We start from the raw sequence: 14,365 nt of genomic DNA on the forward strand, positions 1-14,365 counted from the left end.
TGCCCTAGCTACGGGGTCGCGACCCCTTCGCCAGGCCCTGATCGTCGAGTTGGAACGGCTTCCGCTCGATGATTTGCCCGAGCACACGCGGCAGACGATCTCGACCGACGTGAAAGACCTGATCGGACGCCTTGCTGAGAGTGTCGCGACCCCGTCGCTACCCCATAGCGATGGGGTCGCAACCCCATCGGCAGGCCATAGCTACGGGCCTGGTGCTGGTGCTGGTGTAGGTGAAGTACTTCCCGTTGTTGACTCTTCTGTCGTTCGGAACGAAGCGACGACGCCTCCGGCGCCGCCACGAGACCAGTCCGAGGAGAAGGAAGAACCACCGCGGGCGGACGTCGAACGGCTCTGCGCGCGGCTCGCCGAGCGGATGACCGCGAACGGGTTTCTCGAGCGCGACACCAAGATCAGCAAGGGGTGGCGCGACGAAGCCCGGCGGCTCATCGACCGGGACCGCGTTCCCCTCGATGAGGCTTTGAAGGTCCTCGACTGGTGCCAGGCCGACCCGTTCTGGCGCAAGAACATCAAGTCCCTCGGCAAGTTCCGGACCCAGTACAGCACCCTGCGCATGCAAGCCCGCGACGCCCGCGCCCTGCCTCCGGACGAGTCCAGCCGCTTCGACGCTGTCGAGGAGAACACAGGTGGCTGGGATGTCTGACGAGTTCGAGCGCATCCACCCGGCCGACATCCCCGCCGAACAGAGCGTCCTCGGCGCGATGCTCCTGTCACCGGACGCCATCGGCGCTGCAGCCGAGCAGGTCCAGCCAGATGACTTCTTCCGCCCCACACACCAGGAGATCTACAAGGCAATCCTCGACCTGTACGGCCGTGGCATGCCTGCCGACCCGATCGCGGTCCGGGCGCTGCTCGAGAAGAACGGGCAGCTTCACCTCGTCGAAGGTGGTGCCTACCTGCACACCCTGATGACGACGGTGCCGACCGTGGCGAACATCGCGACCTACATCGCCGAAGTCGTCGAATGCAGCACCCTCCGAAGGCTGATCCGCGCTGGCACGCAGGTAGTCGAGATGGGCTACCGAGGCCGCGGTGACGTTGACGGCGTGATCGCCGAATCCGAAGCCGCGATTCGCCGCGTCAGCAAGATCGCCGACTCCCGCATCTCCGATTTCTCCACCGCCGGCGCGTTCGTCGACCAGCCCGATGACCGCAACGAGACGATCATCCCGGGCGTCCTCGAGGTGCAGGAACGCGTGATCGTTGTCGCCTCTGAAGGCGCAGGCAAGTCCACCCTGGCCCGGCACGTGTGGGTGTGCGTCGCCGCAGGGCTGAACCCGTTCTCGTTCGTTGAGATCCCGCCCAAGCGGACTTTGCTGGTCGACCTGGAGAACCCTCCCGGCCTGGTCCGCCGCAAGGCGCGCGGGCTCGTCACCCTCGGACGTCAGGTGCCCGGGTGGGACGACGACCGGTGTTGGCGATGGACCCGCCCCGGCGGGCTCGATCTGAAACGGCCACGCGACCAGCACCTGCTTGACCGTGCGATAGCCGATGCCCGCCCGGACCTGATGCTGATGGGCCCCTTGTACAAGAGCTTTGTGGACGGCGGTGAGCGCGCTGAGCAGCTCAACTCGCAGGTAGCTGCGTTCCTGGACCAGATGCGCGAGAAGCACGGGATCGCCCTGTGGCTGGAGACTCACGCGCCGCTCGACCAGGCCGGCCAACGCTCGCTGCGCCCCATGGGCTCCGGTGTCTGGTCCCGCTGGCCTGAGTTCGGGCTCGCGCTGAAGAAGTCCAAGGACGAGAAGGACCCGCCGCACACGCTCATCATCGAGCGGTTCCGGGGGGACCGCGACGAGCGCGCCTGGCCGGACAAGCTCCGACGCGGCAGGCCATGGCCGTTCGAAGGTGTGTTCGGTGAGGATGCCTACACAGACCCGCGGTCGTACAACGACACCCAGCGGCAGCACAGTCCTGCATGCACCGAGTGCGGCAACCGGATTGCCCCGCTCTTCGCGGCTGACGGCTCGACCGTGTGCACCACGTGCAAGGCCAAGAGCGGACGCTGCGAGTCATGCGGCTTCGACGTCGACAGCGTCGGCCACGAATCCAACTGCGGGACGCCATGACCACCTACGACGACCCTCGGGCCAAACAGCCCACCCTTCTAGCGGCAGGAGACCAGCCCATGCCCGAGACAAGCCGCGCGCTGCACTACAGCGCCGGACAGTGGACTGAAGGCGCGGACCCCGTCATGGACGCCTGGCGAGACGCCAAGTTGGGCACGAGCGAGGAGGACCTCCTCGAGAGCCTCGGATACGAGCCCATCTTCGAGATCGGGAGCCGGCCATTCGGCGGAGGCTTCGCCGTGTGGCGCCGGCCGCAAGGGCCACGGCACGTCATCGCGGTCAATGACGACCACCTCACCGAATACCTGTACGTGGAAGCCACGCCCGACCTCATGGACATATGCACGCGCTGGGCGACGCTCGCACGAGACGCAGCCATCACCGAGTTGCTGAGCCACCACAGCGGCATGTGGGAGGAACTCGTCCGCAGATCTGTTCGAGAAGCGCACCGGGAAGGAAATGGCCAATGACCACCACGACTACACCCACGATCGGCCTGTGCCCCTGCTGCGAAAGCGAGATCCGCCTCCGCATCAACGGGACCACCCAGAAGCACGACCGCCCCGACAGGCCCGGTACGCCCTGCCCCGGCGCTGGCGAGAAGGCCGCCGCGGTGCTGCCGCTGACTTTCCGCCGGTGGCTCAGCGCCCACAAGAACCGCCGCGATTGCCGCGTCCTGCTCATTGCTCGCGTCGCCCGTTACGCCGACCGGATCACCGACGACTGGACCACCGCCAACGACCTCGCCGACGCCATGGGCCGCCGCGGCGTCCACCCCGACGACCACATCGTGTACTGCCTCTCCGTGGCTGCCGAGGCGTACAACGCCCTCACCCCTGCCTAATCCACCAGCTCACCGACAGGAACAACGAAAGGAGTATCCCCGTGTCCGACTACCCGTTCGTCATCACCGTCTTCTGGGCGATCGGCGTGAACGTCTCCGCAATGGCCGCCGTGTATGCCGCGATCGTCGCGGTGGACGTGTCTGTCCGCCGGCTACGCCGCTGGGCTCGTACCAGGAAGGCAACCTCATGACCGACGTCACGTTCGTTCGCATCAACGGCATCGCCGCTCGGACGATCCTCGCAGTCCGAACCTCCGAGCTCGAGGAGGTGGAAACGCACCTCGCCTCACTGTTCGGCCCCGTCCTCGACCGCGTCAGCAGAGAGGCGCTCCCTGGGGTTGCGGAACTCATGGCTGCCGACCTGGACACCTACTCGCGGGAGGCCATGCCCGTCGGGACCACGGAAGGCGACGACTGGACCTCGTGGAGTCTGCCCGCGCCCGCGCCGGCGGTGGCCCCGATGACGAGGCAGACCACCATCACGGCCGGGCCCGCTCGAACCGGGCCCGGCCACCTCGGGAGCATAGAGGGGAGACCACAGTGAGAGTCGATAGTTGGTGCTTGCGGGCCACCAGGGAAAGCTTCGGCGACCTGTACGAGGTTTATTACGCCGTACAGGGCGGCTACGTCCGTCACATTCGGCACCGCGGCGGCGCGTTTCGGTACTACTCCGAGGCTGAGGCGTACCAGATGGGGCTCGAACTCAAGCGGGCTCACCGCTGGGTCAGCTTCACAGTGGAGTTCGTACCGGCGGACGCTCGCGCAGCCAACCTTGCGGGTACGGGAGGCCGCGCGTGATGCCCCGCCGCGTGAGGGTGGAAGGCGACCGGTTCCACCCGCGCTTCCCGGACGGCGCCGAGTACGTCGGACGGGAAGCGCCCCACCTATCACGGTCCCCGTTTCACAACCCGCACCGGCTGGAGAAGCCATGCAAGGTGCCGACGTGCCACGGGGTCGTACACGAGCGCGACGAGTGCCTACGGATGTTCCGCGCCCACCTCGCCGAGCACCCCGAACTCGTCGAGCGGGCACGGCGGGAACTGGCCGGTAAGGACTTGGCCTGCCGGTGTGGCCTCGACGAGGCGTGCCATGGAGACATCCTCCTCGAGATCTGTGCGTCCGCGGAGTTCTCATGACCACCGACCAGGGCCGCGAGCTCCACGCCCTCGGCGACCAGGTCGACCAGGCCGTCTCGGAGCTCCTCACGCTGTGGCCACAGCTCGCGAGCGCGCTCGAGCGCGACCAGGGCGGCCCGGCCAACGAGCGGGTCACCACGACCGCCAACGTCCACACCATCCCGGTGAACGGCGACGTCCTCGCCGCGGTCCAGGAACTCGACAGGGACGCGTGGCCGGCCGTGTGGAAGGCCCGTGACGTCCTCGGCGAACCTGGCGGCCGGATCAGCATCGAGGAGACGATTCGGTCGACCGGCGTGCTCTTCAGGCGCTTGGTCGGCCGTGAGAAGCCGCAGGACGCGAAGCGGCTCGCGCACGAGGTGTTCCGGTGGCATCGGCTCGTCCGTACAGCCATCGGCCTGTCACGCCGCGCACAGCCGCTCCGAGGCGACCGGGGTGAGATCCGCTGCCCGCTCCACGACGACCCGGTCACCACCCTCCGGCAGCGTGGCGACGAGGGCACCTTGCACGACCGTCGCGCCAGCGAGCGCATCACCTGGCGCTCGGGTGAGGGCGTGTACTGCCCTGACCGCGAATGCCGCGCCCGGTGGACACCAGCCGAATACGGGCTGCTTGGGCGCCTCGTAGAGGCTGCGGAGGAGCGACGGAAGGCCGAACGAGCGAGGATGAGCGCATGAAGGCGCTGACGCTGCGCTCGGAGTGCCTACTGTCGAAGTGGGGCTTCGGAGACGGGGACGAGCCTGACGCGCTCCTGGACGAGATGGACGCGCGCGGGATGGCCTACCTGACCAAGGAGCCGTGGCACGCCGTCCTGTGCACACTCGTCCGCGCGCACCTGCTGCCCGCCCTCGACCAGGAGGTCGAGGTTGTGGAGATCGAGACCAACCACAACCCGATCAGAGCCACCCGCGTGGATGGGATCGACGTTGAGGACGAGTGGTACAAGGTCGACGCGGCCGTCCGGCTGACCCCGGACCACGTCGACGTGCCCATCGACGTCGTCTTCGAGACCATTCAGCGCGAGCGAGAGAGGCCGTGCTGAGGTGGCGGCCGTGACGTGCGCTGACACTGCGGCGATCGCCCTGATGCTCGGCATGAGCGTCAACGCGGTCAGGATCCTCGCCCACCGCCACCCGGAGATCCTTCCCCGCCGTGGCCGTGACCACCGCGGCCGGACCCTCTACGCCATTGAGGACGCCGAGAACATCCTCAATGCGCGACTCGCCACGGCCTGAGTTGATAACTGCAGGTAACACGTGGTGAAATGGTCATCCGCACCTGAGATAGGTGTCTCCAAAGCCCGGACCTGCACAAGGCCGGGCTTTTCGCATGTCTGAGGTGATCACATGGCGATGACCCCCTGTGACGGCCAGATAGAGCACGGCGTACGCGAGATCGAGCCCGTGAACGGCTGGAGAAACTGGGAACCCACAGGTCAGACCCGGTTCGCCTGCAAAGCTCACGGCGTCACCATCGAAGGACCCCACGAGCACGTCGCCGACCTGATCAAACAGCACCTCCGCGCCCTCACCCCGGCCGCTGAGCGGCCTGCCTGGCTCTGATGGCAGCCAGCTCCGGGCGCAAAGGCCGCCCGTGGCGCCGAATCTGCGCCGAGATGCTCGCCGAATCGACCCTCTGCGACATCTGCGGGCACCTCGGAGCCAGCCAAATCCACCACGACCCACCGCGCAGCCGCCTTCTCGAGCTCCAGCTTGACCCGGAAGACCGGCAGTACCTGCGCCGCGCCCACGGAGGCGGCATCCGCTGCGAGGACTGCGGCCGGAACTGCAACCAGATGGCCGGCACCACGGAGGGCTTCGTGATCGTCGAGGGATCAAGGGACTGGTGATACCGATGAACCTCCGAGTCGACGCCCTCGTGCAGGGGATGCGCCTCATCCACGCCGAGCCCGCTCCGCGCCTCCAGAAGGCCCGCTGGTACGTCCTGGAGCCCCTCGGATGGGCTCGGTGCACCTGGCTGGAGCGACGCCGGTATCCAATCGCTCGGGCCTACGTGAGGCTGCAGCAAGCACTCGGCATCCGAGCCTGCCGGTCCACCGACAGCAAACTCCGGGTCGCGCTGCTCGAGCCATGGGAGTTCACCGGCTCCTACTGGGGCCGCTTCAAGTGCCGCACCCTGCACCGCCACAACACCCACTGCATCGGCGCCAGCGACCACTTCCCGGACCACATGCCCGGCCCGACCGGATGCGGGCACTGGTGACCGGTGCTCTACCAGCCCGACGCCTTCGTCCCACGCGACTGCCCGTTCTGCGGCTACGTGTTCATCCCAGCCGACGGCCACGTCTGGTGGGCCGATGAGCAGAAGGCGACCGCGATGCTGACCGGCCACGACCAGCGAGCCCACCGAGGCAGCCTCACACGATGGCTGCGAGCCGAGAGGGCTGCGTGATGGCGCTCTACATCGTCGTAGGCCCACCAGGCGCAGGGAAGACCACATGGGTCACTGAGCACGCCAAGGACGGCGACGTGGTCATCGACCTGGACCGCATCGCCTCAGCCCTCACCGTGCAAGGGGCAGACGGCCACACCCATGGACGCACTGTCCGCTCGGTAGCCCACAGGGCAAGGCTCACAGCCATCTCCTCGGCGCTCAGGTACGTGGACAAGGTGGACGTGTTCGTCATCCACACCAAGCCCAGGCCTGAGGCCATGGAGAAGTACGCACGTCACAACGCACAGGTGATCACCATTGACCCAGGTCAGGACGTGGTCATGCAGCGTTTGGCAGAGCAGCGCTCAGGCGTAGCCAAGGACGTAGCCCAACAGTGGTACGCCGAGCGAGACGCAACCCCAGCCAACGTGCAACCCTCACGCGAATGGTGATCACTGCATACTCATGCATGCATACGAGCCTGCATATACATGCATGACCCAAGTGCGATCACACATAGCTACACACAGCGTGATGCACAGGCGAGTGATCACGAGGACATACACAGAGCGTGATGCTCAGAGGGTCAAGGATCAAGCCTCTGGCCTGCACAAACACTATGTGTAACCCCCCCGGGGTCGAAGTCCATTTGAAGGGTGCCGGGGGACTGAGCCCGCAGCCTCCCTCTTCTCTCTCCGCGATTACAGAGCGTGAGATGTGACGGAGAGTGATGAATATCGATCTTGCATATCCATGCATCCCTATTCGGGGCAACTGGACTTCGACCGAATAGCGACGGGCGTGATCACCGTCTCCGGGCGCGCTCGCTAATCCACTCAACCGTACTTCGACCGGATTAGCGAGGGGGTGATCATGGGCAAGCTGGTGGACGCCGTCCAGGCTGACCTTGATCGCTGGGGACCCGCGGTCGCCGAGACCGCGCTGGCCGCGTCGGCGCTCGACCTCGCCCGGCGTCTCGACACCCCGGACGTCACCCCGACCCCGGCGAGCATGCTCCACGCCCAGCTCCGCGCCACCCTCGCTGACCTGCAGAAACTCGCGCCGGATCAGTCCGCGTCCGATGAGATCGACGACCTCGAGGCAAAGCGCAAAGAGCGCCGGAGCTCGGCGGGCCTCGGATGACCCTGCTCGCAGAGCCGCCGCTCCTCGGCGCCCAGCAGCCGCGGATCTGCGTCACTCCCGAGGCGCTGTCGTCGGCTGGGCAGGAGGCGTTCGAGCTGGCCGCGTCGGCGGGCCTGCACCTGGACCCGTGGCAGCGGATGGTCCTGGACGTGGCGCTGGGCGAGCGGGCCGACGGGAAGTGGGCCGCCTTCGAGTGCGCCTTGATCCTCGCTCGCCAAAACGGCAAGTCGGCGGTGTTCGAAGCCAGGGTGCTCGCCGGATTGTTCCTGTTCAACGAGGCCTTGATCCTCTATAGCGCGCACGAATTCAAGACCGCTACCGAGATGTTCAAGCGGATCTTGGCGCTGATCGAGGGCAACGCCCAGTTCCGCCGGCGCGTGAAGACGGTCGCCAGGTCGAAGGGCGAGGAGGGCATCGAGCTCCTCGGCGGGCAGCGCCTGCGGTTCGTCGCCCGCTCGACTGGCTCGGGCCGTGGCTTCAGCGGCGATTTGAACATCTGGGATGAGTCACAGCACCTGTCGGACGCCTCGGTGGACGCCCTGATGCCGACGATGCTGGCCCGGCCGAACGCGCAGCTGTGGTACGGCGGGTCGGCGGCCGACAAGGACTTGGCGCCGTGCGGGCAGATCACCAGCGTCCGCAACCGCGCGCTTAAGGGTGGGGCCTCTGACCTGGCCTTTTTCGAGTGGTCAGCCGATCTGTGCACGGAGGAGTGCGCGGAAGGCTGCACCGAGCACGATGATCGCAACGACCCGAAGGTGTGGGCGAAGACGAATCCCGGCCTAGGCCGGCGGGTGTCGCTCGAGATGATCGCGCGCCTGCACACCTCGATGTCGGTGAAGGGCTTCAACCGGGAGATCCTCTCGGTCGGGAACTACCCGTCGAGGTCGGGTGGCTGGGAGGTCATCCCCGAGGCCGCCTGGCGCAAGGTGGAGGACGAGCAGTCCAAGGCGCTGGACCCGGTGTTCATCGCGGTCGATGTCACTCCTGATCAGGCGTACGCCTCCATCGCGATCGCTGGCGTCGGAGCGGACGGGCTGACGCACGGCGAGCTCGTCGACCACCGGTCTGCGACGGACTGGGTCGTTGACCGGGCGATCGCGATCAAGAAGAAGCAGAAGGCAGCAGGGATCGCGCTGGACCCGGGCGGCCCGGCCGGTTCGCTCGTCCCCGAGTTCAAGCGCCGCGGCGTGGAGCTGATCACCCCGACGATGCGCGAGGTGGGCAACGCCTACGGCAGCTTGTACGGGGCGATCGTGCGCCCGAAGGACGCAGAGCGGGGCTGGTCGCCGCGGATGCGGTTCCGGCCTCACCCCACTCTCACAGCGGCCGTTCAGGGCGCGACCACTAGGCCGCTCGGCGACGCGAAGGTGTGGTCTCGGCGTGACGAGACCGTGGATATCTCGCCGCTCATGGCGGTGACCATCGCGATCTGGGCGCATGAGAACCGGCCGCCACCCAGGCCCAAGCCCGTCGCAGGCCCGTCCAACAGGGTCGAGACCACCGACATGTTCCGGCCGACCGGCCGGCTGCAGATCTGAGGAGGAGCCGTGGAGATCCGTATTCGTGTGCCTCGCATCCCGGCCGGTGACGTGTCGAACCTGTTCGGCCTGCTCGGTCTGCTGGCCGTGGTGGTCGCTGTGGGCGGCCTCACGGGCAACGTGTGGTGGTCGGTGCTGACTGGCGGCGCGTTCGCTGTGGGCTTGGCGGTGCTAGCGCAGGTCGGCGCTGATGCCGCCGTACAGCCTGCTGCGGCCCCGTCCGTGCACCCGGTGGCCGCGGCGCGTTCGACTCCGGTGGCTAAGGCGTCATGAGGCCTCTGTTCGTCCCGGGCCGGCGCGGTGCACAGCGGGCAGTCGAGGCGACGGCTGAGCAGATCGTTGCCACCGGCGCGGCTGGTGGCGCGTGGGGCCTCGACCCGCTCGACAGCGATCGCGGATGGCGGCCGGCGGGGTCGACTGGCCGTGAGGTCCCGTGGTGGACGACGGAGAAGGCGCGGATCTACAGCGTCACCGCCTACCGGTCGAATCCCATGGCCACAGCGATCATCGACACCTACGTCGCGTTCTGCGTCGGCGACTCTGGCGTCACGTACCAGGCGTCAAACCCGCAGGTCAGGCGGGTGGTCGACGACTTCTGGACGGACCCCCGCAACCAGCTCGCGAAGCGCCAGGAGCTGCTGCTGCGCTCGCATCTGATCATGGGTGAGTCGCTGTACGAGATGATGACCGGCTCCATGTCGGGCGCGGTCCGGTACTGCCCGATCGACCCGGGCCGGATCTCCAGCGTGGACCTCTACCGCGGGAACCCTCTTTGGCCGTCGAAGGTCCACCTCGGCGGGACTGAGGGCGCCCAGGACGCACCGGGGTACTCGGTCGTGGCCGTGAACGACCAGACGGGCCTGCTCGAGGGTCAGGCGATGTTCTGGCCGTCGTTCAAGGCCCTGGACACCGACGTCCGCGGGACCCCGTTTCTCATGTCGGTGCTCGACCAGCTCGACTCCTTCGACACCGTGCTTTCCAACTTGATCGACCGGACGGCGCTTGCCCGCTACATGGTGTGGGACGTCACCGTGGAGGGCGGCCAGGACGAGGTCGATGACTTCGTGGCGGCCCGCGGCGGCATGCACGTGCCCCGCTCAGGGTCGATCGAGGTCCACAACGACGCGGTCAAGTGGGAGCCCAAGCACATCTCGACCGGCGCCGACGAGGACAGCGTCGCGGCCCGCCAGACGCTCACTCAGGTGGCGGCCGGCGCAGGCCTGGCGAGGACGTGGCTGGCGGACCCGGAGGACTCCAACCGGGCGACGTCGCTGACGATGGCTGAGCCCGTACGCCGGCGGGTCGGCGGGGTTCAGAAGCTGTGGCTGGACTACCAGACCGAGCTCACCGCCTACGCGATCGACCGGGCGGTGGCGGCCAAGCGACTGTCGGCGACGGTGGAGGCGCTCGACCCGCGCACGGGCGAGCGGTTCGAGGTGTCGGCGTCGCGTGCGGTGACGATCACGGGCCCCGAGATCGCGGCGGCGGACGCCCAGATCACCGCCCAGGTGCTCCTGAATCTGTCCACCGGCCTGGAGAAGTTGGTGCAGATCGGGGCGCTGTCGCGCGAGGGCGCGAAGATCGCGGCGAAGAAAGCCTGGGAAGACTACGTCGGCATCCCCTACACGGCCGACCTGGACTCGTCTGAGGCCGACCCTGACGACATCGCCACGGCGATCGACGACGCGCAGGCGACCGAGGCGCGTAAGGGCAAGCGCGGCAACTCCAAGGTCCTGCACGACTACTGGACCCGCGGTGAGGGCCTGGCGAAGTGGAAGACCAGCGCGCACCCGTGGACGACGCTCTACCGCCACCTGCTCAAGCACATGGACGGCGACGAGGACCTGGCGAAGCGCACGGCCGCCGATTGGTACCACGACGTGATGGGTCACTGGCCGAACCAGGGCGACGGCAAGAACAGAAAGTCCAGCTGAGGAGAGGGACGGACATGCAACTGACCAACGAGTTCCGGGCCGATGTCGCTCGGGCGATGGGCATGAAGCCGCGGGAGATCGTCGATGCGGAGGAGGCCGACGGCGGCCTGGTCGTCACCACGCACGACGGCGTCAAGACGCTTCTGACCGAGGACGGCGAGGTCAAGCCGTACGCGCCGTCGCCGGTGGAGGTGGCCAAGGAGAAGCTGGCGGAGATCGTCGACCAGCCTCCGGCGACGCCCGGCCCCGACGTGGTCCCGGACGCGTCGGCGAAGGACGTCCTGGCGTGGGTCGGGGACGACAAGGAGCGCGCGGCCCAGGCACTCGCCGCAGAGGAAGGCCGGGAGAAGCCCCGTAGCGGCCTGGTCGGCGACCTGCAGAAGCTGGTCAGCTGACATGACGCAGGGGCACGACACGTCAACGTGCGGCGGCTCGGGCGTCTGCCGGCTGTGCAGCCAGGAGGCGTGCACGCAGGCGTTCCGCGGTGCGGCCGGAGAGCCGGATGGGGAGCAGGTCGGCGACATCGTGACGTGCCCCGAGTGCGGCCACAAGTTCGACCCGCTCGAGCCGATCCCGATCCGCGTCACCGAGGCGACCGACTCCGACGAGGTCATGGCCTACGACGGCAAGACCGGCACCGGGTACGGCCCGCGCGGTGGCGACCCGCGGGTCAAGGAGCTGCAGGAAGCGTTGAACCGGCACGGCCTGGCCGACTCCAGGGCGAAGAAGCTGGTCGTCGACGGCAAGTTCGGGCAGCGCACCACGGCGGCCGTGGTCAAGGCGCAGCGGCAGCTCGGTGTCACCCCGGACGGGAAGGTCACCCCGGATCTGCTGCGGAAGCTGACCACCGCCGACAAGTTGGAGCGCCCTCGAGCGGGCGCGGCCAAGGCCAAGAGGAGAGGGATGAACCACTCGGAGGCCGTGGAGGCCATGGTCGGCGGCGCAATGTCGTTCGACGACGTCAAGGAGGCCGTACGCGCGGCGCTGCAGAAGCGCGCCAAGGCCGCGGCCCGCATGGAGTACTGCTGGGTCTACGTCTCCGACCTCACCACCTCGGAGGTGGTGTACGCGGCCGGTGGCGACGACCTGTTCCAGTGCTCCTACGAGATCACCGAAACCGGCGAGGTGACCCTCGGCGAGCCGTCCGAGGTCGTACGGGCGTACGCGCCCGCGCCCGAGGTCGCCGCCAGCGGTAACGAGGGCGACGGCGACTCGCTGACGGAGGCCTCCGATCGGATCTACGGCCGTGTCATCGAGGCCCTGGACGACGCGCCCGACGGCGGCCGTGTGTTCCGGGTGCGGATCATCGCCTACGGCGACTCCAAGAACGGCCGCCGCTACTCCGAGTCGGTGATGACCGCGGCCTCGCACCTGTACGAGGGTGCACGGGCCTACGACCACCACCGCACCGAGGACGAGATGCGGTCGTCCACGATCTCCGGCCTGGTCGGCTACTACCGGGACGTGGAGGCGGAGGCCGATGGCGTCTACGGGGACCTGCATCTGCTGCCCAGCGCGACGCACGCGGCGGAGTCCCTGGACGCCACGCTCGCCGCTCAGGCGGCGGGACTGCCTCCGATCATCGGTGTGTCCCATGACGTGATGGGCCACTACAAGCCGGTCGTGGCCGGCGGCCGTCGCCTGCAGGAGGCAACGGCCATCACGAAGGTGAACAGCGCTGACCTTGTGGCCGACCCGGCCGCGGGCGGGCAGGCGACGCGGATGGTCGCCGGAGGAATCGAAACGGGCACCGAGCCCGCTAAGGAGAAGGAGGGCGACGTGCCCACGAAGGAAGAGATCCTCGCGGCGTTCAAAGAGGCGTCGGATGAGGAGCTGGCCGGCATCGGCCTGGCTCGCGCGAAGGAAGCCAAGCCGGTCGACGCGCCGGTCGTGCCGGAGAAGGTCACCGAGGCCGCACAGCCGAAGACGTCCTTCCTCGGTCACCTGATGATCGAGCAGAAGGTCAAGTCGGCCGGGCTGCCCGAGGCGGTCGTGGAGTCGCTCACCGCCGAGCTGCCGGAGACCATCCGGGAGTCCGACGTCGACGCGCGGATCGCGTCGCTGAAGACCGTGATGGGCATCGCCGAGCGGGCCGGCCTGGCGCCGACCGCGGGCAGCGTCACCGTCACCCAGGAGGCGCACGACAAGAAGGTCGCGGCACTGGACGCGATGTTCGCCGGCGACTACTCGACGGGCTACCGGTCCTTCCGGGAGGCGTTCGCCGACTTCACCGGCAAGCGCCCGAAGTCCTTCGATGAGGACTACAGCCGGACGATCCTGCGGGAGTCGATGGGCACCTACGACTCCAGCGTCCGCTCCACCGAGTCGATGACGACCGCCAGCTGGGACGCCGTCCTCGGTGACTCGATCACCCGGCGGATGGTCGCCGAGTACTCGCGGCCGAACCTGCAGACCTGGCGGAAGATCGTCAGCACCATCGTGCCGATCAACGACTTCCGCACGCAGCGGATCGACCGGGTCGGCGGGTACGGGGTGCTGCCCACGGTCAACCAGGGGGCGCCGTACCAGCCGCTGACGAGCCCCACGGACGAGGAAGCCACCTACACGATCACCAAGCGTGGTGGCACCGAGGACCTGACCCTGGAGATGATCGCCAACGACGACCTCCGGGCCATCGCGAACATCCCCCGCAAGCTCGGCCTGGCCGCAGCGCAGACGCTGTACCGGTTCGTGTGGGACATCCTCCCCACCAACGCCGCCGTCACCTACGACAGCACGGCGCTGTTCCACACCAACCACGCCAACACCCAGTCGGGTGCGCTCAGCCAGTCGAACCTGTCGGTGCTTCGCCGGCGGATGCGGCAGCAGACCGCCTACGGCGACTCCAGCGACGTGCTGAGCATCGTGCCGAAGTTCCTGGTCGTCCCGAGCGCGCTCGAGGAGCTCGCGTTCCAGCTGTGCACCTCGGCGGTGGCGATCCCCTCGACCCCGGCTGGCCCCTCGGACACCCCGAACCTCCACCAGGGGCTCGAGCCGATCGTCATCGACTACTACTCCGACGCCGACGACTGGTACACCGTCGCCGACCCGACCATGTGCCCGACGATCGAGCTCGGGTTCTTCAACGGCCGGGAGACCCCCGAGCTGTTCACCCAGTCCGACCCGACCGTGGGCAGCATGTTCAACTCCGACACGCTGACCTACAAGATCCGCCACCCCTACGGCGGCACGGTGCTCGAGCACCGCGGCTTCCAGCGCGCCACCAACTGACCGACAACTCCCTGAACGCCCCGGCCACCGTGGCCGGGGCGTTCGGCTGAGCTCC

22 protein-coding genes are annotated in these 14,365 nt (G+C 67.9%); all 22 read left to right on the forward strand.

The window, feature by feature from the left end; genetic code table 11:
* Positions 1 to 661 (forward strand): hypothetical protein (locus HKK72_RS10865; RefSeq protein ID WP_222720574.1); only part of this gene is annotated, 661 nt, incomplete at its 5' end.
* Entirely contained in the window at positions 654 to 2,087 is a 1,434-nt protein-coding gene (locus HKK72_RS10870; protein WP_187234179.1) for a DnaB-like helicase N-terminal domain-containing protein, read from the forward strand. The genes HKK72_RS10865 and HKK72_RS10870, both read left to right, overlap by 8 nt.
* Before the next feature lie 59 nt (positions 2,088 to 2,146).
* Positions 2,147 to 2,557 (forward strand): hypothetical protein, encoded by a 411-nt coding sequence (locus tag HKK72_RS10875; protein WP_187234180.1) that lies wholly within the window; start codon positions 2,147 to 2,149, stop codon positions 2,555 to 2,557.
* Positions 2,554 to 2,931, forward strand: a complete 378-nt coding sequence (locus HKK72_RS10880) for a hypothetical protein (protein ID WP_187234181.1) — start codon at positions 2,554 to 2,556, stop codon at positions 2,929 to 2,931. Before HKK72_RS10875 ends, HKK72_RS10880 begins: the two co-directional genes overlap by 4 nt.
* A gap of 41 nt (positions 2,932 to 2,972) precedes the next feature.
* A complete protein-coding gene (locus HKK72_RS10885) occupies positions 2,973 to 3,122 on the forward strand; it encodes a hypothetical protein (protein WP_187234182.1) in 150 nt (49 codons plus the stop codon).
* On the forward strand, positions 3,119 to 3,475 hold the full coding sequence (locus tag HKK72_RS10890) for a hypothetical protein (RefSeq protein WP_187234183.1): 357 nt from the start codon (positions 3,119 to 3,121) through the stop codon (positions 3,473 to 3,475). The genes HKK72_RS10885 and HKK72_RS10890 overlap by 4 nt, the downstream gene beginning before the upstream one ends.
* A 17-nt stretch (positions 3,476 to 3,492) precedes the next feature.
* Positions 3,493 to 3,729, forward strand: coding sequence for a hypothetical protein (locus HKK72_RS10895; protein ID WP_187234184.1), 237 nt, complete (start codon positions 3,493 to 3,495; stop codon positions 3,727 to 3,729).
* Entirely contained in the window at positions 3,729 to 4,067 is a 339-nt protein-coding gene (locus tag HKK72_RS10900) for a DUF4326 domain-containing protein (protein WP_187234185.1), read from the forward strand. Before HKK72_RS10895 ends, HKK72_RS10900 begins: the two co-directional genes overlap by 1 nt.
* Complete coding sequence (locus tag HKK72_RS10905; RefSeq protein ID WP_187234186.1) at positions 4,064 to 4,744, forward strand: hypothetical protein; 681 nt, start codon at positions 4,064 to 4,066, stop codon at positions 4,742 to 4,744. Before HKK72_RS10900 ends, HKK72_RS10905 begins: the two co-directional genes overlap by 4 nt.
* Positions 4,741 to 5,109 carry a hypothetical protein gene (locus HKK72_RS10910; protein ID WP_187234187.1) on the forward strand — a complete coding sequence of 123 codons (369 nt, stop codon included), beginning with the start codon at positions 4,741 to 4,743 and terminating at the stop codon, positions 5,107 to 5,109. The genes HKK72_RS10905 and HKK72_RS10910 overlap by 4 nt, the downstream gene beginning before the upstream one ends.
* 10 nt (positions 5,110 to 5,119) lie before the next feature.
* Positions 5,120 to 5,302, forward strand: coding sequence for a hypothetical protein (locus tag HKK72_RS10915; protein ID WP_187234188.1), 183 nt, complete (start codon positions 5,120 to 5,122; stop codon positions 5,300 to 5,302).
* A gap of 111 nt (positions 5,303 to 5,413) precedes the next feature.
* A complete protein-coding gene (locus tag HKK72_RS10920; protein WP_187234189.1) occupies positions 5,414 to 5,629 on the forward strand; it encodes a hypothetical protein in 216 nt (71 codons plus the stop codon).
* A complete protein-coding gene (locus tag HKK72_RS10925; RefSeq protein ID WP_187234190.1) occupies positions 5,629 to 5,916 on the forward strand; it encodes a hypothetical protein in 288 nt (95 codons plus the stop codon). Before HKK72_RS10920 ends, HKK72_RS10925 begins: the two co-directional genes overlap by 1 nt.
* Before the next feature lie 5 nt (positions 5,917 to 5,921).
* Positions 5,922 to 6,290 (forward strand): hypothetical protein, encoded by a 369-nt coding sequence (locus HKK72_RS10930; RefSeq protein WP_187234191.1) that lies wholly within the window; start codon positions 5,922 to 5,924, stop codon positions 6,288 to 6,290.
* A 3-nt stretch (positions 6,291 to 6,293) separates the two neighbouring features.
* The gene (locus tag HKK72_RS10935; RefSeq protein WP_187234192.1) at positions 6,294 to 6,479 is read left to right on the forward strand and encodes a hypothetical protein; all 186 of its coding nucleotides are present in this window, start codon (positions 6,294 to 6,296) and stop codon (positions 6,477 to 6,479) included.
* The gene (locus tag HKK72_RS10940; protein WP_187234193.1) at positions 6,479 to 6,913 is read left to right on the forward strand and encodes an AAA family ATPase; all 435 of its coding nucleotides are present in this window, start codon (positions 6,479 to 6,481) and stop codon (positions 6,911 to 6,913) included. Before HKK72_RS10935 ends, HKK72_RS10940 begins: the two co-directional genes overlap by 1 nt.
* A 421-nt stretch (positions 6,914 to 7,334) precedes the next feature.
* Complete coding sequence (locus HKK72_RS10945) at positions 7,335 to 7,604, forward strand: hypothetical protein (RefSeq protein WP_187234194.1); 270 nt, start codon at positions 7,335 to 7,337, stop codon at positions 7,602 to 7,604.
* Complete coding sequence (locus HKK72_RS10950; RefSeq protein WP_187234195.1) at positions 7,601 to 9,145, forward strand: terminase large subunit; 1,545 nt, start codon at positions 7,601 to 7,603, stop codon at positions 9,143 to 9,145. The genes HKK72_RS10945 and HKK72_RS10950 overlap by 4 nt, the downstream gene beginning before the upstream one ends.
* A 9-nt stretch (positions 9,146 to 9,154) precedes the next feature.
* Entirely contained in the window at positions 9,155 to 9,418 is a 264-nt protein-coding gene (locus HKK72_RS10955; RefSeq protein WP_187234196.1) for a hypothetical protein, read from the forward strand.
* On the forward strand, positions 9,415 to 11,079 hold the full coding sequence (locus tag HKK72_RS10960) for a hypothetical protein (protein ID WP_187234197.1): 1,665 nt from the start codon (positions 9,415 to 9,417) through the stop codon (positions 11,077 to 11,079). Before HKK72_RS10955 ends, HKK72_RS10960 begins: the two co-directional genes overlap by 4 nt.
* 14 nt (positions 11,080 to 11,093) lie before the next feature.
* Positions 11,094 to 11,474, forward strand: a complete 381-nt coding sequence (locus tag HKK72_RS10965; RefSeq protein ID WP_187234198.1) for a hypothetical protein — start codon at positions 11,094 to 11,096, stop codon at positions 11,472 to 11,474.
* Between the two features lies 1 nt (position 11,475).
* Positions 11,476 to 14,310 (forward strand): peptidoglycan-binding domain-containing protein, encoded by a 2,835-nt coding sequence (locus HKK72_RS10970; RefSeq protein ID WP_187234199.1) that lies wholly within the window; start codon positions 11,476 to 11,478, stop codon positions 14,308 to 14,310.
* Positions 14,311 to 14,365 lie beyond the last annotated feature (55 nt).

Origin of the sequence: Actinomadura sp. HBU206391 (genome assembly GCF_014323665.1) — a bacterium.
Lineage (GTDB): Bacteria > Actinomycetota > Actinomycetes > Streptosporangiales > Streptosporangiaceae > Actinomadura_C.